18 protein-coding genes and 1 tRNA gene are annotated in these 21,109 nt (G+C 71.9%); 2 read left to right on the plus strand and 17 right to left on the minus strand.

Annotated features, from left to right (window positions below; all coding sequences use genetic code 11):
* Window positions 1–48: 48 nt before the first annotated feature.
* The 10 genes from ACIP6W_RS00525 to rplU form a co-directional block, all read right to left on the minus strand.
* Window positions 49–121: transfer RNA gene (locus tag ACIP6W_RS00525), tRNA-Ala, on the minus strand.
* Window positions 122–224: 103 nt separating this feature from the next.
* Window positions 225–599: a ribosome silencing factor gene (gene rsfS / locus ACIP6W_RS00530; RefSeq protein WP_066653181.1), complete on the minus strand. Its 375-nt coding sequence runs from the start codon at window positions 597–599 to the stop codon at window positions 225–227.
* Between the two features lie 139 nt (window positions 600–738).
* Window positions 739–2,337: a hypothetical protein gene (locus ACIP6W_RS00535; protein WP_209683423.1), complete on the minus strand. Its 1,599-nt coding sequence runs from the start codon at window positions 2,335–2,337 to the stop codon at window positions 739–741.
* Window positions 2,334–2,933, minus strand: coding sequence for a nicotinate-nucleotide adenylyltransferase (gene nadD, locus ACIP6W_RS00540; protein ID WP_081984738.1), 600 nt, complete (start codon window positions 2,931–2,933; stop codon window positions 2,334–2,336). Before nadD ends, ACIP6W_RS00535 begins: the two co-directional genes overlap by 4 nt.
* Window positions 2,934–2,944: 11 nt before the next feature.
* Window positions 2,945–3,145, minus strand: a complete 201-nt coding sequence (locus ACIP6W_RS00545; RefSeq protein ID WP_058728434.1) for a hypothetical protein — start codon at window positions 3,143–3,145, stop codon at window positions 2,945–2,947.
* Window positions 3,146–3,189: 44 nt separating this feature from the next.
* Window positions 3,190–4,455, minus strand: coding sequence for a glutamate-5-semialdehyde dehydrogenase (locus ACIP6W_RS00550; protein WP_400427648.1), 1,266 nt, complete (start codon window positions 4,453–4,455; stop codon window positions 3,190–3,192).
* A gap of 351 nt (window positions 4,456–4,806) precedes the next feature.
* On the minus strand, window positions 4,807–5,625 hold the full coding sequence (gene proB, locus ACIP6W_RS00555) for a glutamate 5-kinase (protein WP_400427650.1): 819 nt from the start codon (window positions 5,623–5,625) through the stop codon (window positions 4,807–4,809).
* 7 nt (window positions 5,626–5,632) lie between these two features.
* Window positions 5,633–7,150: a GTPase ObgE gene (obgE, locus tag ACIP6W_RS00560; RefSeq protein ID WP_066653172.1), complete on the minus strand. Its 1,518-nt coding sequence runs from the start codon at window positions 7,148–7,150 to the stop codon at window positions 5,633–5,635.
* A 123-nt stretch (window positions 7,151–7,273) separates the two neighbouring features.
* Window positions 7,274–7,525: a 50S ribosomal protein L27 gene (gene rpmA / locus ACIP6W_RS00565; protein ID WP_022905368.1), complete on the minus strand. Its 252-nt coding sequence runs from the start codon at window positions 7,523–7,525 to the stop codon at window positions 7,274–7,276.
* 14 nt (window positions 7,526–7,539) lie between these two features.
* Complete coding sequence (rplU, locus tag ACIP6W_RS00570) at window positions 7,540–7,848, minus strand: 50S ribosomal protein L21 (protein WP_066653169.1); 309 nt, start codon at window positions 7,846–7,848, stop codon at window positions 7,540–7,542.
* Window positions 7,849–8,026: 178 nt separating this feature from the next.
* On the opposite strand from rplU, the gene ACIP6W_RS00575 reads away from it, so the two are divergent.
* On the plus strand, window positions 8,027–8,314 hold the full coding sequence (locus ACIP6W_RS00575; protein ID WP_251159805.1) for a DUF4031 domain-containing protein: 288 nt from the start codon (window positions 8,027–8,029) through the stop codon (window positions 8,312–8,314).
* 586 nt (window positions 8,315–8,900) lie between these two features.
* On the opposite strand, the gene ACIP6W_RS00580 is transcribed toward ACIP6W_RS00575, so the two are convergent.
* Both ACIP6W_RS00580 and ACIP6W_RS00585 read right to left on the minus strand, forming a co-directional pair.
* Complete coding sequence (locus tag ACIP6W_RS00580; RefSeq protein ID WP_400427652.1) at window positions 8,901–9,878, minus strand: hypothetical protein; 978 nt, start codon at window positions 9,876–9,878, stop codon at window positions 8,901–8,903.
* Between the two features lies 1 nt (window position 9,879).
* Complete coding sequence (locus tag ACIP6W_RS00585) at window positions 9,880–13,032, minus strand: Rne/Rng family ribonuclease (protein ID WP_400427654.1); 3,153 nt, start codon at window positions 13,030–13,032, stop codon at window positions 9,880–9,882.
* A gap of 333 nt (window positions 13,033–13,365) precedes the next feature.
* Between ACIP6W_RS00585 and ACIP6W_RS00590 the strand changes: the two genes are divergently transcribed.
* Window positions 13,366–13,974, plus strand: coding sequence for a vitamin K epoxide reductase family protein (locus tag ACIP6W_RS00590; RefSeq protein ID WP_251154794.1), 609 nt, complete (start codon window positions 13,366–13,368; stop codon window positions 13,972–13,974).
* Window positions 13,975–14,597: 623 nt separating this feature from the next.
* On the opposite strand, the gene ACIP6W_RS00595 is transcribed toward ACIP6W_RS00590, so the two are convergent.
* The 5 genes from ACIP6W_RS00595 to ileS are packed head-to-tail and all read right to left on the minus strand — an operon-like array spanning window position 14,598 to window position 21,066.
* Window positions 14,598–15,446: a thioredoxin domain-containing protein gene (locus ACIP6W_RS00595; RefSeq protein ID WP_058728427.1), complete on the minus strand. Its 849-nt coding sequence runs from the start codon at window positions 15,444–15,446 to the stop codon at window positions 14,598–14,600.
* 25 nt (window positions 15,447–15,471) lie between these two features.
* Window positions 15,472–15,891 (minus strand): nucleoside-diphosphate kinase, encoded by a 420-nt coding sequence (gene ndk / locus ACIP6W_RS00600; RefSeq protein WP_058728426.1) that lies wholly within the window; start codon window positions 15,889–15,891, stop codon window positions 15,472–15,474.
* A gap of 26 nt (window positions 15,892–15,917) precedes the next feature.
* A complete protein-coding gene (locus tag ACIP6W_RS00605) occupies window positions 15,918–16,289 on the minus strand; it encodes a DUF4233 domain-containing protein (protein ID WP_066653151.1) in 372 nt (123 codons plus the stop codon).
* Window positions 16,290–16,330: 41 nt separating this feature from the next.
* On the minus strand, window positions 16,331–17,815 hold the full coding sequence (locus tag ACIP6W_RS00610; protein ID WP_251159807.1) for a folylpolyglutamate synthase/dihydrofolate synthase family protein: 1,485 nt from the start codon (window positions 17,813–17,815) through the stop codon (window positions 16,331–16,333).
* A complete protein-coding gene (gene ileS, locus ACIP6W_RS00615; protein WP_400427659.1) occupies window positions 17,812–21,066 on the minus strand; it encodes an isoleucine--tRNA ligase in 3,255 nt (1,084 codons plus the stop codon). The genes ACIP6W_RS00610 and ileS overlap by 4 nt, the downstream gene beginning before the upstream one ends.
* Window positions 21,067–21,109 lie beyond the last annotated feature (43 nt).

Genomic DNA, 21,109 nt, shown 5'->3' on the forward strand with positions numbered 1-21,109 from the left:
CGACGAAGCCCCGCCGGGTGTCCGGCGGGGCTTCGTCGTGTTCTTCGGTGGATCTGAGGGGACTCGAACCCCTGACCCCCTGCATGCCATGCAGGTGCGCTACCAGCTGCGCCACAGACCCAGATCGTGTTGCTCCGTGCCCCCGTTCCCGGCGGCACCATGAAAGCGTACACCACGCGAACGCCGGGTGACGAAATCGTCTCCGCCACCCGGGCGCGTCGCGTCTACGCCGTGTGGTCGACGGGCAGCTCGAGCGGGATCGTCGGGCAGTCCGACCAGAGGCGCTCGAGCGAGTAGTACTGACGGTCTTCCTCGTGGAAGACGTGCACGACGATGTCGCCGAAGTCGATGAGGACCCAGCGGCCTTCGGTCCGGCCCTCGCGTCGGAGCGGCTTGGCGCCGGCAGCGATCAGACGGTCCTCGACCTCGTCCGCGATGGCGAGCACGTTGCGCTCGTTCCGGCCGGTCGCGAGCAGGAACACGTCGGTGAGCTGCAGCGGCCCGGTCACGTCGAGGGCGACGAGGTCTTCGGCCTGCTTCGCGTCGGCCGCCTGGGCGGCGATCTGCACGAGTTCCAGTGCGCGTGAGGAGGCGGTCACGGAGTCCTTCCGGTCGTCGGCACCGCGCTCTGCGGGTCCGTGTGGTGGGTCCTGATCATAGGCCACCCCGCCGACAGCGGCCAGGCCGGTGGGCCGGGTCGGGCGACGGGGCGACGTTCGACGAGGGGTCGGCGGGCGGTCAGCCGCCGAGGTGGGTGGTGAGCAGGGCGACGATGATGACCCCGGCGGCCGCCAGACCGACGGCGCCGACGGTGACGCCGAGGATGACCGGGGTCCGGGACTCCTTCGGCTTCGCGGCGGCGAGCACGACCTGACGGGTGGACGTGTGGCTCGACACCGCACGGCTCGCCCGGACGGGGCTCGCGTCCGTCTCCGGCTGCTCGTCGTGCTGCTCGAGCAGACGGTCGACCTCGGACCCGTCGATCGGTCGGTGTGACCCGGTGGAGGACAGCGACGCGGGCAGGTCGATCGAACCGGTCAGGATGACCTCACCCGTGGCGTTCAGGGCCCCGGTCGGGTCGGCCAGCGCCGAGTTCGGCAGCACGATCGAGTTGGTGTCCTGCACCGCGACGCGGCGCGTGCCCGTCACGTCGTGCACCTCGGCGTCACCGGCGTCCCGCGCCTGCTGGGTCCAGTGACCGGCCGGCGGTTCGAAGGCCGTCGTGACCGGCTTCGGCTCGGGGCTCCGACGGAACGCGGCGGGGACGCGGGGGGCGTCACCGACGGCGTCGGCACCGTCGTCGGGACGGGAGTCCGTCGCCGGCGTCGGGCGCTGGATCGGGACCTCGTTCGTGTCGTCGTCGAGCGACAGCGGGAAGACGACGGGCGTCGAGGACGAGGCCATCGGCGCCGACGACGGCGACACTCGGGGAGCATCGTCGTCCGCGGCACCGTCCGAGCGCCGTGCGTCGTCGTCGGTCTGACGGTCGTCGGTGGCCTGGCCGTCGTCGGTGGCCCGGGCGTCGTCGGTGGTCGGGGCGTCGTCGGTCTCCGGCGGCGCCCAGGTCGTGCGGTGGCGTCGGGGTTCCTCGGCGTGCGCCGCGGCCTCGCTCAGGGGCTCGATCGCGTCCGGGGAGCCGTCGGCCTCGGTCGCCTGGGCCACCGCAGCGGCGTCGAGCATCTCGGTCTCGGCGGCAGGCTCCTGACCGGGTGCGTCCGTGGCGTCGCCGGTCCCGTCCGTCGCCTCGGAGGCGTCGACGACCGGGGTCGGGGCGAGCGGGACCTGGGCGGACCGGACCGGGTCCTGCGCCGAGGTCGGACGATCCGCGGACGCCGGGACCGGACGCGGCGGGGTCGACGACCCGCGGTCTGCCGAGGCCGGGCGCGGACGCTCGGTGTCCTGGTCGAGGTGACCGACCGACCCGATGACGTCCTGGACGGTGCGGTCGGAGGACTGCGGGGTCGGCGCGCGCAGCGGCACGGGCTGCACCGCCTGCCCCTCGGCCTCGCGCATCAGGCGGAGCTGACGACGGGTGAGGCCGCCGGTCCCCGGCACGATCTCCGTCGCCGAGGCCGGAGCCGGGGTGAGCGGGAACACCGCGCTGGCGGGCTGCGGGGCAGGAGCGGAGTCGCCGGAGGTGGGACGGGCTGCCGACTGCGCGGGGCCGCTCGGCGACGGCGCGACGTGCGAGCCCGGTCGACGACGGGCCTCGGGCTGGTCGGACGGTGCTGCGACGGTCGGCGGCGGGGTGACCGGCTGCCCGCCGGCTGCGGCGGCACGCTCCCGCTCGCGCGCCTCACGCCGCGAGAGAGGCGGCTGCGCGTCGGACGAACTCATGCAACGCTCCGATACAGGTGGTGCTTGGAGATGTACTGGACGACCCCGTCGGGGACCAAGTACCACACGGGGTGGCCGCGCCTGACCCGGTCGCGGCAATCCGTCGAGGATATCGCCAGTGCAGGGACTTCGAGCAAGCTCACGTCTCGTTCGGGGAGTCCGGTGATGCTCAGATCGTGGCCCGGACGGGTGACCGCGACGAAGTGCGCGAGGTCCCAGAGACCATCATGATCCTTCCAGTCGAGGATCTGCTGAACGGCGTCCGCGCCCGAGATGAAGACGAGCTGCGCATCCGGTCGCTGGTCACGCAGGTCGCGGAGCGTGTCGATCGTGTAGGTGGGCCCCGGACGGTCGATGTCGACCCGGCTGACCGTGAACATCGGGTTCGACGCCGTCGCGATGACCGTCATCAGGTACCGGTGTTCGGCGTCGGTGACGTCCGACTTCATGTACGGCTGACCGGTGGGGACGAAGACGACCTCGTCCAGGTCGAAGGCGCGCGCGACCTCGGACGCCGCCACGAGGTGCCCGTGGTGGATCGGGTCGAACGTGCCGCCCATCACGCCGATGCGTGGGCGCCCCGTGCTCTCGAGCATCGAGCGGCGTGTCAGAGCTTGGTGTGACCGAACTCGTCGACACCCGTCTCGTGGTGGCGGGTGGCCTCGAACTTGTGCGAGTGACGGTACGCGACGTCGCGGAAGCTCCAGGTGACGAACCCGAGGAACGTGAAGAACAGCGCGCCGCACATCGGGAAGACGAACGCGGGCACCCCGGAGGCGTGCTCAGCAGCTTCTGCGAGGAAGGTCATCGGTCCGGTGCTCCGTTCGATCGGGTGGGAAGTCGCGGCCCAGTCTAGCCGCGGATCTGTCCGTGCCCGCGCACGATCCACTTGGTGCTGGTGAGCTCGGGCAGTCCCATCGGGCCGCGCGCGTGCAGCTTCTGCGTCGAGATGCCCACCTCGGCGCCGAAACCGAACTCGCCGCCGTCGGTGAAGCGCGTCGACGCGTTCGCCATCACCACCGCGGAGTCGACCTCGGCCAGGAAGCGCTCGGCCGTGTCGACGTCGTCGGTCACGATCGACTCCGTGTGGTGCGTGGACCACCGCGCGATGTGCGCCATCGCCGCGTCGACGTCGGGCACGACCCGGATCGACAGGTCCAGGTCCATCGACTCCGTCGCCCAGTCCGCATCGGTCGCGCGGAGCACGCCGGGGACGATGGTCCGGGTGGCGTCGTCGCCGCGCAGGGTCACGCCGGCGGCTCGGAGGCGGTCGGCCAGCACCGGCAGCAACCGCTCGGCAGCCGCCTCGTGCACGAGCAGCGTCTCGAGGGCGTTGCAGACACTCGGCCGCTGGACCTTGCTGTTCAGCACGATGTCGACCGAGCGCTCCAGCGGTGCCGACGCGTCGAGGTACACGTGCACCACGCCCGCACCGGTCTCGATCACGGGCACCTGCGACTCGGTCACGACGGTCTGGATGAGCGAGGCACTCCCCCGCGGCACCAGGACGTCCACGAGGCCGCGAGCACGCATCAGGTCGGTCGCTCCCTGGCGCCCGAACTCGTCGATCGTCTGCACGAGGTCCGCCGGCAGCCCCACCGAGGCCACCGCCCCGCGGATGCGCTCGACCAGTTCGGCGTTGGTGCGCTGCGCTGCCGATCCGCCACGGAGGACGACGGCGTTGCCGCTCTTCAGCGCGAGCGCGGCGATGTCGACGGTCACGTTCGGGCGCGCCTCGTAGATGGCCCCGACGACCCCGAACGGCACGCGGACCTGGGTGAGCTGGAGTCCGTTCGGCAACCGGGACCCGCGGACGAGGTCGCCGACCGGGTCCGGCAGTCCCACCACGTGCTCGACCGCCCCGGCGAGGGCGTCGATCCGTGCGGTGTCGAGGCGCAGGCGGTCGAGCAGACCGGAGGAGAGCCCGTCGTCCTCGCCCGCGACGAGGTCTCCGTGGTTCGCCGCGACGATGGCGTCCGTCCCGGCACGCAGGGCGACCGCGACGGCGCGCAGTGCCTGGTCCTTGACCGCCGTGGTCGCCGTCGCGAGCGCCGTCGAGGCGGCACGCGCCGCGACCAGCTTGTCGGTGAGGGTGGGGGCGGTGACGGTCGGCGACATGGTCCGATACTAGGTCGGCCGCCGGGCTCGTGACGCTGGTGGGGTCATGCCTGTGGAGACGGCCGGGAGGCGCGACTCCGGTGCAGGACTCGGCTCACGTCCGCGAGTGTCCGGCACCGCTCGCGATCCTGCCGCCGGGGCGGAGCGTGCCGCGGTGGGACGCCGCCGTCGGCGCGGGACGGTCCGGTGCCGCCGAGACGGACCCGCTTCCGGCGGCGTCTCACCCGCTCCGCGGCGTCTCGACCGAACGCCGGCGTCTCGACCGCAGGCCGACGTCGACCGAACGCCGGCGTCCCGACCGCAGGCCGACGTAGCGGGCCGGCACCGTGCCTCCAGGCCGACCGAGTCCCGTCAGCGCCGCGGCGCCGCGTGGAACCAGGTGCCGACGTGCTCCCCGGCCAGTGCCCGGTCGACGAGCGCGGTCCCGGTGACGAGCACCGACGTCCCCGCCTCGGCCGCGAGCCGGGCCGCGGCGACCTTCGTGCCCGCTCCGCCGGTCCCGACGCCGGCCGCCCCGACCGACCCGAAGGTCACGCCGGCGAGCTCGTCGCCGAACGGGACCTCGTCGATGGGCTCGGCCCCCGGGTGCTCCGGCGGACGGGTGTAGAGCGACGCGACGTCGGACAGCAGCACGAGCGCGTCGGCCCCGAGGAGCCGCGCGACGAGGGCCGCGAGCCGGTCGTTGTCCCCGAAGCGGATCTCGTGGGTGGCGACCGTGTCGTTCTCGTTGACGATGGGGAGCACCCGCAGCGCGAGCAACCGGTCGACCGCCCGCTGCGCGTTCACCCGGTGCGTCGGGTTCTGCATGTCCCCCGCGGTGAGCAACACCTGAGCCGCGACGATGCCGTGCCGGTCGAGCTCCTTCTGGTACCGGAACATGAGCACGTTCTGCCCGGTCGCGGCCGCTGCCTGCTGGGTCGCCAGGTCATCGGGGCGTCCCTCGAGCCCGAGGAACGGGAACCCGGTGGCGATGGCACCGGAGGACACGAGGACGACCTCGGTGCCACGCGCATGTGCCGCGGCCAGGGCGTCCACGAGCGCGGCGATCTGCCCGGTGTTGTCACCGCTGACCGACGACGACCCCACCTTGACGACGAGCCGACGCGCACGCGGCACGTCCTGCCGCCGGCTGACGGGCCCGAGGTCGGTGCGTGCGCGCGCGTCGGTCATGCGTCGGTCAGTCCTGGTCGTCCCGGTCGTCGTCGGCCCACAGGCCGGACACGCGCTCCTGCTCGAGCTCGGCGCGCGCAGCCGCCTTGGCGTCCATGCGCTCGAAGTACTCCTCGCGGCGCTCGTTGCGCGTCGGGCGCGACGATCCGCCGACGCGGGCGTCGGTGCCGCGGGCGCTCGTGATGAGCTCGGCGGTCGACGTCAGCGTGGGCTCCCAGTCGAACACCATGCCGCCGTCCCCGCCGATGACGACGGTGGACCCGGCGACCGCTCCGGCCTTGAACAGGCCGTCCTCGACGCCGAGCTTCGCGAGCCGGTCGGCCAGGTAGCCGATCGCCTCCTCGTTCGTGAAGTCGGTCTGGGTGACCCAGCGCTCCGGCTTGTCGCCCCGGACGCGGTAGAAGCGGTGCTCCTCGCCGCCCTCGGCGCGCACGGTGAAGGGCTTCTCGTTGACGGCCTTCGGGCGGAGGACGATGCGCTCCTGCTCGGGCGCGGCGGGACGGTCGGCACGGGCCTGCTCGACGACCTCGGCCAGGGCGAACGTCAGCTCGCGCAGACCCTTGCGGGATGCGGTCGAGATCGGGAACACGCGGTAGCCGCGCTCCTCGAGCTCGGCGGTGACGAAGTCGGCGAGCTCGGCTGCCTCGGGCACGTCGACCTTGTTGAGCGCGACGAGCTGCGGACGCTCGAGGAGCGGGGTCTGGCCCTCGGGCACCGGGTAGCGCTCCAGCTCGCCGAGGATGACGTCGAGGTCGGAGAGCGGGTCGCGGCCCGGGTCGAGCGTGGCGCAGTCGATGACGTGCAGGAGCGCCTCGCAGCGCTCGACGTGCCGGAGGAACTCGAGGCCGAGGCCCTTGCCCTCCGACGCGCCCTCGATCAGGCCCGGGACGTCGGCGACGGTGAAGCGGACCTCGCCCGACTCGACGACGCCGAGGTTCGGCGTCAGGGTCGTGAACGGGTAGTCGGCGATCTTCGGCTTCGCGGCGGAGATCGCGGCGATGAGCGAGGACTTGCCGGCGCTGGGGAAGCCGACGAGGGCGACGTCGGCGATCGTCTTCAGCTCGAGGCTGACGTCGCCGGTCCACCCCGGGGTGCCGAGCAGCGCGAAGCCGGGGGCCTTGCGCTTCGTGGTCGCGAGCGCGGCGTTGCCGAGACCGCCCTGACCGCCGGGGGCCACGACGACGCGCATGCCCGGCTCGGTCATGTCGGCGAGGACCTCGCCGTCCTCGTCGTGCACCACGGTGCCGATCGGGACGGGGAGCTCGAGGGTCTCGCCGCTGACACCGCTGCGCATGTCGCCCATGCCCGGCTGGCCGTTCTTCGACGAGCGGTGCGGCGAGCGGTGGTAGCCGAGCAGGGTCGTCACCTGCGGGTCGGCGACGAGGACGATGTCCCCGCCGTCACCGCCGTTGCCGCCGTCCGGGCCGGCGAGGGGCTTGAACTTCTCACGGCGGACCGACACGCAGCCGTTGCCGCCGTTCCCCGCGGTGAGGTGCAGGGTCACGCGGTCGACGAAGGTCGCCATGGGTCCACTCCTGGTTCTGGCTCGAGCGCGCGGACGGTACCGCGGCGCTCGAGGTCGTGCACGAAAGAACGGGAGGGGCGGGCACGTGGCCCGCCCCTCCCGCAGAGTCTGTCGTCGCTGGTGTTACGCGTTGACGATGTTGACGACCTTGCGGCCGCCCTTGGTGCCGAACTCGACCGAACCGGCCGAGAGGGCGAACAGCGTGTCGTCGCCACCGCGGCCGACGTTGGCGCCCGGGTGGAAGTGGGTGCCACGCTGGCGGAGGATGATCTCGCCGGCGTTGACGACCTCGCCACCGAAGCGCTTCACGCCGAGGCGCTGTGCGTTCGAGTCACGACCGTTGCGAGTGGAGCTCGCACCCTTCTTGTGTGCCATCTTCTACTCCCGCCTTACGCGATCGAGGTGATCTTGACACGGGTGAGCTCAGCGCGGAAGCCCTGGCGCTTCTTGTACCCGGTCTTGTTCTTGAACTTCTGGATGACGACCTTCGGGCCGCGGAGGTCCTCGAGCACCTGGGCGGTGACGGTCACGTTCGCGAGCTCGGAAGCCGCCGACGTGATCTTGTCACCGTCCACGAGGAGCACCGGGGCGAGGTCGATGTTGCCCTTGTCGTCGGCCTTGGCACGGTCGATCGTGAGGATCGTGCCGACCTCGACCTTCTCCTGACGGCCGCCGGCGCGCACTACTGCGTAAACCACGTGGAATTCCTTACGTACTCTGCTTGAGGGAAGTCTCGGGTGCCCACTTCTGCACGAGCGGCTCCCGGAGGCCGGGCCCGATCGGCGACGCAGGCAGAACGGCCCGCTGACACCAGGGATCGAGAATACTCGATCCCCCCGGGTCCGGTCAAACGGCGACACACGTACGATGACTCGCGTGACCGTGCTGATCGACCCGCCGACGTGGCCCGCCCACGACACCGTCTGGTCGCACCTCGTCAGTGATGCATCCTACGACGAACTCCACGCCTTCGCCGAACGGGCCGGGATCCCCCGCCGCGCGTTCGACCACGACCACTACGACGTACCGCGTTCCCGCTACCACGAACTGGTGGCTGCGGGCGCGACGGCGGTGACCGGGCGCGAGCTGGTGCTCCGGCTCATCGCGAGCGGCCTGCGGGTGGCGCAGCGCGACAAGCGCGGTCGGGACCGGCACGCGCACTGACCGTCCGCGCAGGCCGCGCGGACGGTCGGCGACGCGCTCCCTCCGTGGCGCGTCGCACGGGTCCGCGGCGCGACGGCCGGGAGGCGCGCCCCGCCGCCGCCACGCAGCGTCGCGCCCGGTGGCCCACCCGGCAGGACGCGGGGTCGCCGCGGTCCCGTCGGCCATGGCACGACGATCGATGCGACCCGCCGTAGCGTGCGGTCGGCGGCCGGCCGCCACAGCGGACGGCAGCAGCGGGAGGCCGGGCGCCGGACGCCGGACGCCGGCAGCCGCCGGTCGCCGGCAGCCCCCGGCCGGCGAGCGGCAGGGTGGCGGCTGCCGGCTGGCGAGCGGCAGTGTGGCGGCGCTGTCGGCGTCCGCACGACGTCGAGCACGTCGAACCACGTGACGGCGTGGCGCGAGGTGCTTCCCGGTGGTCAGCAGCAGCTCGCGCCATGCGGTCGGCACGGTTCGGCGTCCGGCGGTCCGGCGGTGCGCGGGGTGGCCGGGCGGGGTCGAGCGAGCCGACGACGGACGCCCGGAGCCGGGCTCCCGCCGGTGGCTGTGCCAGCGCACCGGCGGTGCCCGGCGACCGAGCGTGTCGGTGTCAGCGCGTCGGCGGCGTCCACCGGTCGTCGGGCCGCTGCACGGGCGGCTGGCCGGCGGCCTGCTGGGACCCGGACGGCTGACCGTACTGCTGCTGCTGCTGCTGCTGCTGCGCACCGTAGGGCTGCACGGCGGGCTGCACGGTCGGCGCGGGCACGGCGTCCGCAGGACGGACCGTCCCCGGTCGTCCGCCCGTCGGCCCCTGCCCCGGGCGTCCTCCCCGTGGACGTCCCAGCCAGAGCCACGCCACGGTCGACGTCGCGAGGAGCATGAGGGTGAAGGGGATGCCGTTCTGCAGGGGCCCGGTGAGGACGTCGATGACGAGCCGGGCACCCGACCCCGTCCGGACCGCGGCGTAGGACCCGGTGAAGACCCCGACGAGCGCCAGGGCGACCGTCCCCGCGGCACCGGCGAGCACGGCACGGAGGAGCACCGTCGGCAGCGGACTCCGCCGCGCGATCGGCGTGAGGAACGCGAGGGCCGTGAACGCTCCCACGTAGAACGGGAACGGCGAGGCGAACACGCCCGACACGAAGCTGCCGAGCAGGCTCGCCCCGGTGCCGTACGTCGAGAAGGGGTGCACGACGAGGGACGCCCCGAGCAGCCCGAGGACGCCGGACACCACCTCGACGAGCACGACGGACACGACGGCGATGAGGGCCCCCGTGACGTTGGCGACCGACGCTCCGGGTGCGAACGCCCGGCGCGGATCCGCGGTCCGGGGCGGCCGTGACCGCACCCGGCCCTGCTGGCCGTACGGCTGTTGGCCGTCCTGCGGCTGGCCGTACGGCTGCTGACCGTCCTGCGGGCGGCCGTACGGCGGCTGCTGCTGGCCGCCGGGTTGCTGGCCGACGTGCTGCTGGCCGGGCCACGCCGGGCCACCGGGCTGGCCGCCCGCGGGCGGTGCGGGCTGCGACCAGCCCGCACCGTAGTACCCGCGGTCCTGCTGCCGACCGTTCGGGTCGCCCGCGTGGGTCACGTCAGTTCCCCACGATCACGGCGCCGTCGTCCTGCCCGTCGTCGTCCGAGGACGCCGGTGCGCTGATGCTCGGCGACGACACACGGCGCGACCGCGATCGGCCCTGCCCCGGCTGCTTCGGCTCCGGGAGGGCCTGCAGCACGGAGTCGAGGAGCGACTCCGCGTCGTCCCGGACCGGACGCGGCTCACGCTTGGTCACGGCCACCGGGATGTCGAGGATCGCGACGGTGTTCTCGGTCGGGGTGACGGGAGCGCTCGAGCTCACGCGGCGACGGGTCGGCGCGGTCTTCGCCGGAGCAGCCTCCTGCGCGGACGGCTCGGGAGCGGACCCCTGCGAAGGGGTCTCCTGTGCGCCAGCGGAGCCCGCGCGGCCGGAACGGTGCTGGACGGCCTCGTCGGTGTCGCGCACGGCGGACCCGCGCTGCTCGCCGCCGTGCTGTTCGGCATCCTGCTCGTCGGTACCGCGCTGCTCGGGTGCAGCACTGCCGGCACCACGACCGCCACGACGGCGGCGGCGCTTCGACCCGGACGACTGCTCGCCGTCACGGTTGCCCGCACCCCCGGCGTCCTCCGCGCCACGCTCCGGCGCGGACACCGGCGACGGACCGGACGCTGGTGCATCGGCCGAGGCGGAGACCGCGGCCTCGGGGTCCGGGGTCGCCGCACCGCCGCGCGGCGACGCCACGCCGGTCACCGGTTCGCCGGACGACGCCTCGTCGTGGGGCAGGGTCGAGGCCGCGATGCGGGACAGCGCGTTCTTGACGTCCTCGGTGATCTGGTGCGCCTGCGACGACTGGCCGGTCGACCCGTTGCCGGAGCCCCCGTTGCCCGAGCCGCCGTTGCCACCGTGCCCGTTGCCTCCCTGGCCGTTGCCGTTGCCGTTGCCACCGGTCGAGCCGCCGTTGCCGCGGCCCTTGCGGCGCCCCTTCGAGGGCCCGGGGTCCGCGTTGTTGTCGTTGACCTTGGCGTTGACCTCGTCGAGCGACTCACGCAGCCCGACACCGATCTTCTTGCGGGTCATCTGCACGAGGCCGAGCGAGGTGACCTCGGCCACCTGGTGCTTCGTGCGGTCGCGGCTCAGGCACTCGACGAGACGACGCAGCACCAGGTCGCGGTTCGACTCGAGCACCATGTCGATGAAGTCGATGACGATGATGCCGCCGATGTCGCGCAGGCGGAGCTGTCGGACGATCTCCTCGGCCGCCTCGAGGTTGTTCTTGGTGACGGTCTCCTCGAGGTTGCCGCCCGAGCCGACGAACTTGCCGGTGTTGACGTCGACGACCGTCATGGCCTCGGTGCGGTCGATCACGAGCGAGCCACCCGAGGGCAGCCACACCTTGCGGTCCAGGGCCTTCTCGATCTGCTCGTTGAGGCGGTACTCCTCGAACGAGTCCGGGCCGTCGTAGATCTCGACGCGGTCCTTGAGGTCGGGCGCCACGGCGTCGAGGTACTCCTCGATGGTGCCGCGCGCGGCCTCGCCGTCGATGATCAGCTTCGTGAAGTCCTCGTTGAAGACGTCACGCACGATCTTGACGAGCAGGTCCGGCTCCGAGTGCAGCATGACCGGGGCGTGCCCGTTCTGCACCTTCTTCTGGATCGCGTCCCACTGGCTGGTCAGACGCTGCACGTCGCGCGTGAGCTGTTCCTCGGTCGCGCCCTCGGCAGCGGTGCGGACGATGACGCCCGCGTGCTCCGGCAGGACCTCCTTGAGGATCTTCTTCAGGCGCGCACGCTCGGTGTCCGGCAGCTTGCGCGAGATGCCGTTCATGGAGCCGTTCGGCACGTAGACCAGGTAGCGACCCGGCAGCGAGACCTGCGAGGTCAGACGGGCACCCTTGTGCCCGACCGGGTCCTTGGTGACCTGCACGAGGACCTTGTCCCCGGGCTTGAGCGCGGCCTCGATGCGTCGGCCGTGGTTGCCGGTGTCGACCGAGTTCCAGTCGACCTCGCCCGCGTAGAGCACGGCGTTCCGACCGCGGCCGATGTCGACGAAGGCCGCCTCCATCGAGGGCAGCACGTTCTGCACCTTGCCGAGGTAGACGTTCCCGATGAGCGAGACGTTGTGCGACTTGGTGACGTAGTGCTCCGCGAGGACGTTGTCCTCGAGCACGCCGATCTCGATCTTCGACGAGCTCGACCGGACGATCATCTGGCGGTCGACGCTCTCGCGGCGCGCGAGGAACTCGTCCTCGGTGATGACCGTGCGACGACGACCGGCGTCACGGCCGTCGCGGCGACGCTGCTTCTTCGCCTCGAGTCGGGTGGACCCCTTGATGCGCTGTGGCTCGGTGATGAGCTCCGGCTCGCGGCGGCGCGGCTCCTGGTGGTCGCGCGGCTCACGGACGCCGCGCTCCTGGCGGTCGGCACTGCTCCCGCGACGACGCGAGCGACGGCGGCTGCCGCCCTGCTCGTCGTCCTCGTCGTCGTCCTCGTCACGCGCAGCGCGCGCCGGCAGGGCCGGCAGGTCCGGCAGGACCGGCGCGTGGAAGATCAGGCTGAGGGTGCTGGTCGCCTTCGGCACGAAGGGCTCGTCCGCCTCGGGAGCAGATGCGGGCTCCGGCCGGGAGGCACCGCCCACCTCGACCGCGTCGGTCGCCACCGCGGAGGACGCGACGTCCGCCGTGGTCGCCCCGTCCGGGTCGGCTGGTGTGGTCGCAGCGGGTGCGTCCGCGACCGTGCTGCGCTCGATGCCGGCTGCACCGCCGTCCGACGACGCCTCGACGACGGGCTGGCTGCCCGTGACCGTCGAGACGTCCTGGGGCTCAGCCGCGGCGGCCGTGACGTGCTCGACCGCGACCTCGACGGCGTCGTCCGCCGTCGCCGTGTCCGTCGACGCAGGGGTCGTCGGCTCGGGGGTCGTCGGCTCGCTGCCCGTCGCTTCGGTGTCCGTCGCTTCGGTGTCCGTCGCTTCGGTGTCCGTCGCTTCGGCATCCGTCGACGCGCTGTCCGGGGCGACCGGTCCGTCGACCGCAGCGGTCCCGTCGGTCGGCGCGTCGTCGGTCACGGCGACCGCCTCGATGTCGCTGGTGTCGGTGTCGACGTCACCACGGGCCTCCTGGCCGGTGGACCGGGCGCGACGGCTGCCGAACAGGCGGCCACGGCGCTTCGGTGCGACTTCTTCGTTGTTCGGGTTGTCGGTGTTCTGCTCCACCATGGATCTGGTGCACTCCTCGGCCCCACTCGCGTCCTGACGGACGGCGGGAATTCTGTGGTTGTCACGGGTGGCGTCCACGCCCCCGTGTTCGTTCTCGTGACCGGTGTTCGTCGTCCCGGCGTGCGGTCCGGTGTCGTTCCGTGTCGGACACCCGGCCCGACCGGCTCGGCATCGGGTGTGACGCGAGTCCCGGTCACGGCGCGCTCTCACCGCGCCTGATCGTCCGGGCTGCGCCCGGAAAGCTCTCTCGCCGCACGGATCGGCCGCGCGACTGCTGTCATTGTCGCACGAGGTGCCAGGAAAGGTCCGGAACGGGCATGCGATGATGACGCCGTGAGCACGAGCGCAACCACGCCCCGCCGCCCGGTCGCGATGGCGGTCTTCCTCATCGTCACCGGAGCAGTCGGCCTCTTCGCCGCGTTCAACCTGGTGCTGGACGAGTTCGCGAAGTACGAGAACCCCTCGAAGGCGCTCAGCTGCGACGTGAGTCCGTTCGTGAACTGCTCGCAGGTGATGACGAGCTGGCAGGGCTCCCTGTTCGGGTTCCCGAACCCGCTCCTCGGCGTGATGGGCTTCGTCGCCCCGATCGCCGTCGGGGTGATGCTGCTCGCCGGCATGCGGAACGGTCACCGCTGGTTCTGGGTGCTGTTCAACGCCGGGGTGTTCCTGGCGTGGGTGTTCGTCACCTGGCTCTTCACGCAGACCGTCTGGGTCATCGGCTACCTGTGCCCCTGGTGCCTGCTCGTGTGGACCGTGACGATCCCGATGTTCTGGATCTTCACGACCTGGAACGCGGCGCAGGGACGCTTCGGCGCCGGGCTCCAGCGGGTCGGGCGCTCGCTGCTGCCCTACTCGTGGGCGTTCGTGCTGGCGAACTACGCCGTGATCGTGGTCAGCATCCTCATCGTGTTCCCCCGCGTGCTCTCGACGCTCCCGTTCTGACGCCGCGCTCGTGACGGCGTCCCGGTCCGCCTGACGCTGCCGGGCCGCTGCTCGGTGCACGTCCCGGTCGTCCTGACGCCACCGGACCGTTGCGATGCCCCCGTCCCGGTCCCTCGAGCGGGCCAGATCCGTCACGCTCGACGTTCTCCGGCGACGGATCGTGCCCTCGCCCGGATCGCCAGCGGCGTGTCCTGCCCACTCGGGAGGGCCGGCGGATCGGTCCTGATCGCTCGCGCAGCGTCCGGACGACACGTGCTCCTCGCTCCTCCGGTGTGCGAGCGGATCGTCCCGCACCGGCGAGCGTGCTGCCTCGGCCCGTGATCCGCCGACCCGGCCAGGCCCGGACGCCCGATCCTTCCCATGACACCTGCGATGCAAGGCGCTTTCGGGCATTCCTGGTGCAACCGAAGCGCCAGGTACGCCCGGTTTCGCTCGGTACGCCCGGATCGACCAGGTGCGCACGCCGCCGCGCGCCCCCGCGCCGCACCGCACCTCCCCGCACCCCAGGCGCCTCCCCGCGCCCCAGGCTCTGCGTCGCGCGCCCGCGCCCCAGGCAGTCCGGGGACAGCGATCGGCCCCGCGCTCCCGGATCGGGAGCGCGGGGCCGAGTGCGGCGGGGCCGACTACTTCGCGGCGGCCTCGATGGTCGGGACGACGTCGGTGAGGGTGCTCACACGCTGCCCGTTCACCAGGATCGTCGGCGTGCCGAAGCCCTGGGGACCGGCGACCGCCGGGTCCGAGGTGACCTGGTTCGTGATCTTCGTGACCCAGCCCTTGTACGTCTCGTTCGACAGGCACTCGGACACGTCGGAGCCGGTGGCCCCGCCGGCCTTCACCAGGTCGGCGATCTCGGCGTTGGTCAGGCCCTTCGTGCCCTCCTCCGGCTGCTTCTCGAAGAACTGCGTCTGCACGTCGAGGAACTTGTCCGGCGCGTAGTTCGCGACGCACATCGCGGCGTTCGCGGCACGGCTGGCGTAGCGCGAGCCGAGGTAGCTGCGGTCGAGGATCGACACCGGGTGGATCTCGAGCGTCGCCTGACCGTTCTTCACGAAGTCGGTGATCTGGTCGGCGTAGGCACCCTCGAACTGCTTGCAGACCGGGCAGGCCCAGTCGACGTACTCGACGACCTTGACCTTGCCGTCGCTGTCGGCCGTGGCGACCGGGGACGGGGTGCCGTCCGCCGAGACCGCTCCGGTCGTGACGGGGGTGATCTTGCCGTCGCCGCCGGTGAACTGGATGCCACCGGTGACCATGTTCTTCGGGCCGGCGGCGGAGGTGGTGCCCCCGCTGTTCACGTTCACCACGACGATCGCGATGATCGCCGCGACGGCCACGATGCCCAGGCCGATGCCGCCCTGCAGGAACCACTTGTTGCGGCGCTTGCGGCGCTTCTCGGCGTCGGCCCGCTGGCGGGCGACCTCACGGGCGTGCTGGCGACGCTCGTTCTTCGTGGGACGGTCGTTGTTCGTCATCGCGTCTGTGCTCCGCTTCGGTCGATCAGGCGAACCAGAGGGCGAGCTCGCGGGCGGCCGACTCCGGGGAGTCCGAGCCGTGCACGAGGTTCTGCTGCACCTTGAGGCCCCAGTCGCGACCGAGGTCGCCACGGATGGTCCCCGGGGCGGCCGAGGTCGGGTCCGTGGTGCCGGCGAGCGAGCGGAAGCCCGCGATCACACCGTTGCCGGCGACGCGCACGGCGACGACCGGGCCGGACTGCATGAACTCGACGAGCGGCTCGAAGAACGGCTTGCCCTGGTGCTCCTCGTAGTGCTGGTCGAGGAGCTCACGCGACGCCGTGACCATCTTGAGGTCGACGATCTCGTAGCCCTTGGTCTCGATGCGACGGAGGACCTCTCCGGTGAGCTGGCGGGCGACGCCGTCGGGCTTGACGAGGACGAGGGTCTCTTCGAGATCGGACACGCAGTTCTCCTGTGGTTCGGTGGTGGTCAGTCCTCGGCCTGAGCGGCCCGGAACGCGGCGTTCTGCCGGTCGAGCTGACCGCCCTTGACGAAGCAGAACACCCACAGCGCCAGGAACACCGCGCCGACCGCGAACATGAACGGCTCGATGAAGCCGGTGGCGAGGATGGCCGCCTGCAGCAGCCACCCGAACCATACACCGGCGCGCTTGCCCGTCAGGCGTGAGGCAGCTGCGAGGACGATGATCGCCAGGATGCCGCCACCGAACGCCGCGAGCGGCGGCAGCGTGCCCTTCCCGTAGACGACGAGCATCGGGAAGAAGAACATCACGGCCTCGAGTCCGAGGGTGATCGCGAGGAGGCTCTCGCGGGCACCGCGCTGCGGGCGCGGCTTCCGCACGCGCGACTGTCGACCCGGCCGGGAGGCCCGTGGTGCGTCCGTCACTTCGTCCCGCTCTCCGCGTGGACCAGGTCCATGACCTTCCCCACCATGACGATGGAGCCGGCGACGAGCACGAGGGCGTCCTCGGCGTCCGCCTCCTCCGCCAGGTCGCGCGCTTCCTGCAGTGCCTGCTCGAGCGCGGGTTCGACGACCACGCGGTCCTCGCCCACCTCGGCCACGACGATGCGGGCGAACGCGTCGGCGTCGAGTGCACGGTCCCCCGGCGGCTGCGTGACGACGAAGGTCTGGACAGTGTCCTTGAGCGCCCGGACGAAGCCGCGGGCGTCCTTGTCGCCGAGGATCCCGACGACGCCGACGACGTGCTCGGACGGGAACGCGACCGGCAGCGCCTCGGCCAGGGCGCGCGCCCCGTGCGGGTTGTGCGCGGCGTCGACCACGACGGTGGGCTCCTGCGCGATCGGCTGCAGCCGGCCGGGGCTGGTCGCGTTCGCGAGGCCCTCGGACAGGACGTCCTCGTCGAGGGCCTGCGAGCCCCGCCCGAGGAACGACTCGACCGCGGCGATCGCGACGGCGGCGTTGTGCGCCTGGTGCTGGCCGAAGAGCGGGACGAACAGGTCGTCGTAGCGCCCGGCGATGCCCTGCACGGTGACGAGCTGTCCGCCGACGGCCGGGGTGTCGGACACGACGGAGAACCCGGTGCCCTCGACGGCGAGCGTCGACTCGGTGAGCTCCGCGGCCCGCTCGAGCTCCGCGAGGGCCTCGGGCGTCTGGGCACTGGAGACGACCGACGACGACGGCTTGATGATGCCGGACTTGGTGCGCGCGATCTCGGCGACGGTCGACCCGAGCTGCTTGGCGTGGTCGATCGCCACCGGGGTGATCACCTGCACCTGGCTCTGCACGACGTTGGTGGAGTCCCACTCGCCGCCCATGCCGACCTCGATGACGGCGACGTCGACCGGTGCCTCGGCGAAGCACGCCAGGGCCAGGACGGTCAGCGCCTCGAAGAAGGTCAGCGGCTGCTCGCCCTTGTCGGTGAGCTCCTGGTCCGTCATCGCCAGGATCGGGGTGATGTCGTCCCAGTTCTCCACGAACCGGTCGGCCGCGATCGGCTCGCCGTCGATGACGATGCGCTCCCGGATCGACACCAGGTGCGGACTCGTCATGAGGCCGGTGCGCAGCCCGTGGGCGCGGACGATGCTCTCGGCCATGCGCGCGGTCGACGTCTTGCCGTTCGTGCCGGTGACGTGGATGACCGGGTACGCCAGGTGCGGGTCGCCGAGGAGCTCGACGGCCCGTCGGGTGGCGGTCAACCGACGTTCGGGTGCCTGCTCGCCGATCCGGGCGTACAGGGCGGCTTCGACGCGCTGCACCTCGTCGTCGTCGCCGCCGTACGGCAGCGCGTCCGTCGGGGCCTGCTCGCCGGACGGTCCGACCGGGATGCGGACCCCGGCCGTGTCGTCGAGCGGACCGAGGTCCTCGATGCCGTCGTGGTCGTCGTCGTACTGCTCGCTGTCGCTCATGCGCGTGCCACCTCCACGGACACCTTCGCACCGTCGCCGACGTCCGAGCCCTCGCCGGGAGCGAACGTCGTCGTGGTCACCTCGACGCTCGTCGCGAGGGTCTCCCCCGCGATGAGCTGCTCGTGCGTGCGGATCGCGTCCTCGGCGTCCTCGGAGACCCGGAGCGTCAGGACGATGCGGTCGCTGACGTCGAGGTCGGCGTCGCGGCGGGCCTGCTGCACGGCGCGGACGACGTCACGGGCGAGCCCCTCGGCCTCGAGCTCGGGGGTCGTCACGGTGTCGAGCACCGCGAAGCCGCCGCCGTCGAGGAACGCCACCGCGACGGAGTCGTCCGCGACGGTGAGGTCGAGCGTGTACTCGCCCTCGACGAGGTCGACGCCGCCGACCGTCACGCCGGACTCGGTCGCGACCCAGTCGCCCTTCTTGGCGGCCGGGATCACCTGCTGCACCTGCTTGCCGATCCGGGGGCCGGCGGCGCGGGCGTTGACGGTGAGCTTCCGCTCGATGCCGTAGCGGCCGAGCGAGGACTCCTCCTGCTGCTCGAGCACGACGCGCTTCACGTTGAGCTCGTCACGCAGGATGTCCGCGAACGGTTCGATCGCTGCCGGGTCCGGCACGACCAGCGTCAGGGTCGCGAGGGGCAGACGGACACGGCGGCCGGTCGCCTTGCGGAGCGCGAGCCCCTTCGACGCGACGTCGCGCACGCGGTCCATCGCGGCGACCAGGGCGTCGTCGGCCGGGAACTCGTCGGCGGACGGGAAGTCCTCGAGGTGCACGCTGCGCCCGCCGGTCAGGCCCTTCCAGACCTCTTCCGTGACGAGCGGCGCGAGCGGGGCGGCGACGCGGGTGAGCGTCTCGAGCACGGTGTACAGCGTGTCGAACGCCGCGCGGGCCTCGGGTGAGGACTCCGCGCCGAGCCAGAACTTGTCGCGCGACCGACGGACGTACCAGTTGGTCAGCACGTCGGCGAAGTCCCGGACGGCCTGGGCCGCGAGCGGGGTGTCGAGCGCGTCGAGGTGCGTGGTCACGTCCGCCACGAGCACCCGGGTCTTCGCGAGCAGGTACCGGTCGAGCACGTCGGTGCTCGCCGTGCTGCGCGAGGCCTGGTAGCCGGTGTCGCCGGAGGCGTTCGCGTAGAGGGTGAAGAAGTAGTACGTCGACCAGAGCGGCAGCAGGAACTCGCGGACACCCTGGCGGATGCCCTCCTCGGTCACGACGAGGTTGCCGCCGCGGATGACCGACGACGACATGAGGAACCAGCGCATCGCGTCGGCGCCGTCGCGGTCGAACACCTCGGAGACGTCCGGGTAGTTCCGGAGCGACTTCGACATCTTCTGGCCGTCCGAGCCGAGCACGATGCCGTGGCTGATCACGTTCCGGAAGGCCGGGCGGTCGAACAGCGCGGTCGACAGCGCGTGCATGACGTAGAACCAGCCGCGGGTCTGCCCGATGTACTCGACGATGAAGTCCGCGGGGCTGTGCTCCTCGAACCACTCGCGGTTCTCGAACGGGTAGTGCACCTGCGCGTACGGCATCGAGCCGGAGTCGAACCACACGTCGAACACGTCGGAGATGCGTCGCATGGTCGACTGCCCCGTCGGGTCGTCGGGGTTCGGCCGGGTCAGCTCGTCGATGAACGGACGGTGCAGGTCGACCTCGCCGTCGGCGTTCAGCGGCAGGCGACCGAAGTCGCGCTCGAGCTCCTCGAGCGAGCCGTAGACGTCCTGGCGCGGGTACGCCGGGTCGTCCGACACCCAGACCGGGATCGGCGTGCCGAAGTACCGGTTGCGGGACACTGACCAGTCGATCGCGTTGCCGACCCACTTGCCGAACTGACCGTCCTTGACGTTGTCCGGCACCCAGTTGATGTCCTGGTTGAGCTCGCCCATGCGGTCGCGGAACTCGGTGACGCGGACGAACCACGACGAGACCGCCTTGTAGATGAGCGGCTTGCGGCAGCGCCAGCAGTGCGGGTAGCTGTGCTCGTACGAGGCCTGGCGGAGCAGTCGGCCCGCCTCGCGCACGGCCTTCGTCAGCGGCTTGTTGGCGTCCGACCAGAGCATGCCGGCGACGTCGCCGAACTGCGCCGTGAAGAGTCCGCCCTCGTCGAGGGACAGCACCACGGGGATGCCGGCGGCCGCGCAGACCTCCTGGTCGTCGGCGCCGTACGCCGGGGCCTGGTGCACGATGCCGGTGCCCTCACCCGTCTCGACGTACTCGGCGACGAGGATGCGCCACGCGTGCTCGTAGCCCTCGGCCTCCGCGAGGAAGTCGAACAGGCGCTCGTACTCGACGCCGTCGAGCTCGGCGCCGACGACCGTGCGGAGCACGGCGGCGAGCGCGTCGTCCGCGCTCTCGTAGCCGAGCTCCTTCGCGTGGGCGGCCACGGTGTCCGAAGCCAGGAGGTACCGAGCCGAGCCGGCGTCGCCACCGTCAGCCGCGCCTCCCGGCCCGGCCGGCACGACCGCGTAGGCGATGTCCGGACCGACCGCGAGCGCCGCGTTCGTCGGCAGGGTCCAGGGGGTCGTCGTCCAGGCGAGTGCGCGGACCCCGATCAGGTCGAGTGCAGCGGCGCGGGCGCCATGCAGCGGGAACGACACCGTGACCGACTGGTCCTGGCGCATCTTGTAGACGTCGTCGTCCATGCGCAGCTCGTGGTTCGAGAGCGGCGTCTGGTCGTTCCAGCAGTACGGCAGGACGCGGAAGCCCTCGTACGCCAGGCCCTTGTCCCAGAGCTGCTTCCACGCCCACAGGACGCTCTCCATGAAGGTGACGTCGAGGGTCTTGTAGTCGTCCTCGAAGTCGACCCAGCGCGCCTGACGGGTGACGTACGCCTGCCACTCGTCGGTGTACTGCAGCACGGACTGCTTGGCCGCGGCGTTGAAGACGTCGACGCCCATGTCGTCGATCTCGTGCTTCTCGGTGATCCCGAGCTGCCGCATGGCCTCGAGCTCGGCGGGCAGCCCGTGGGTGTCCCACCCGAAGCGGCGGTGCACCTGCTTGCCGCGCATGGTCTGGTAGCGCGGGAAGACGTCCTTCGCGTAGCCGGTCAGCAGGTGACCGTAGTGCGGCAGGCCGTTCGCGAAGGGCGGGCCGTCGTAGAACGTCCACTCCGTGCAGCCCTCGCGCTGGTCGATCGACGCCCGGAACGTGTCGTCGCCCTTCCAGAAGGCGAGGATGCCCTGCTCGACGGCGGGGAAGGACGGGGACGGGACGACACCGTCGGTGGGGACGTTGAGGGGGTAGGCCACGAGCTGCTCCTGTGGGTTCGGTTCGTCTCCACGAGGACGGAGC

This window comes from Curtobacterium sp. NPDC088465 (genome assembly GCF_044753165.1).
In the GTDB taxonomy this organism is placed as follows: domain Bacteria; phylum Actinomycetota; class Actinomycetes; order Actinomycetales; family Microbacteriaceae; genus Curtobacterium.

Bases quoted from the DNA above. Each gene is read 5' to 3' on its own strand.
- rpmA (WP_022905368.1), bottom strand. From the start codon at position 7,525: ATGGCACACAAGAAGGGTGCGAGCTCCACTCGCAACGGTCGTGACTCG.
- ACIP6W_RS00585 (WP_400427654.1), bottom strand. From the start codon at position 13,032: ATGGTGGAGCAGAACACCGACAACCCGAACAACGAAGAAGTCGCACCG.
- obgE (WP_066653172.1), bottom strand. From the start codon at position 7,150: ATGGCGACCTTCGTCGACCGCGTGACCCTGCACCTCACCGCGGGGAAC.
- ACIP6W_RS00535 (WP_209683423.1), bottom strand. From the start codon at position 2,337: ATGAGTTCGTCCGACGCGCAGCCGCCTCTCTCGCGGCGTGAGGCGCGC.
- proB (WP_400427650.1), bottom strand. From the start codon at position 5,625: ATGACCGACGCGCGCGCACGCACCGACCTCGGGCCCGTCAGCCGGCGG.
- ACIP6W_RS00550 (WP_400427648.1), bottom strand. From the start codon at position 4,455: ATGTCGCCGACCGTCACCGCCCCCACCCTCACCGACAAGCTGGTCGCG.
- ACIP6W_RS00610 (WP_251159807.1), bottom strand. From the start codon at position 17,815: ATGAGCGACAGCGAGCAGTACGACGACGACCACGACGGCATCGAGGAC.
- nadD (WP_081984738.1), bottom strand. From the start codon at position 2,933: ATGCTCGAGAGCACGGGGCGCCCACGCATCGGCGTGATGGGCGGCACG.
- ACIP6W_RS00545 (WP_058728434.1), bottom strand. From the start codon at position 3,145: ATGACCTTCCTCGCAGAAGCTGCTGAGCACGCCTCCGGGGTGCCCGCG.
- ACIP6W_RS00595 (WP_058728427.1), bottom strand. From the start codon at position 15,446: ATGACGAACAACGACCGTCCCACGAAGAACGAGCGTCGCCAGCACGCC.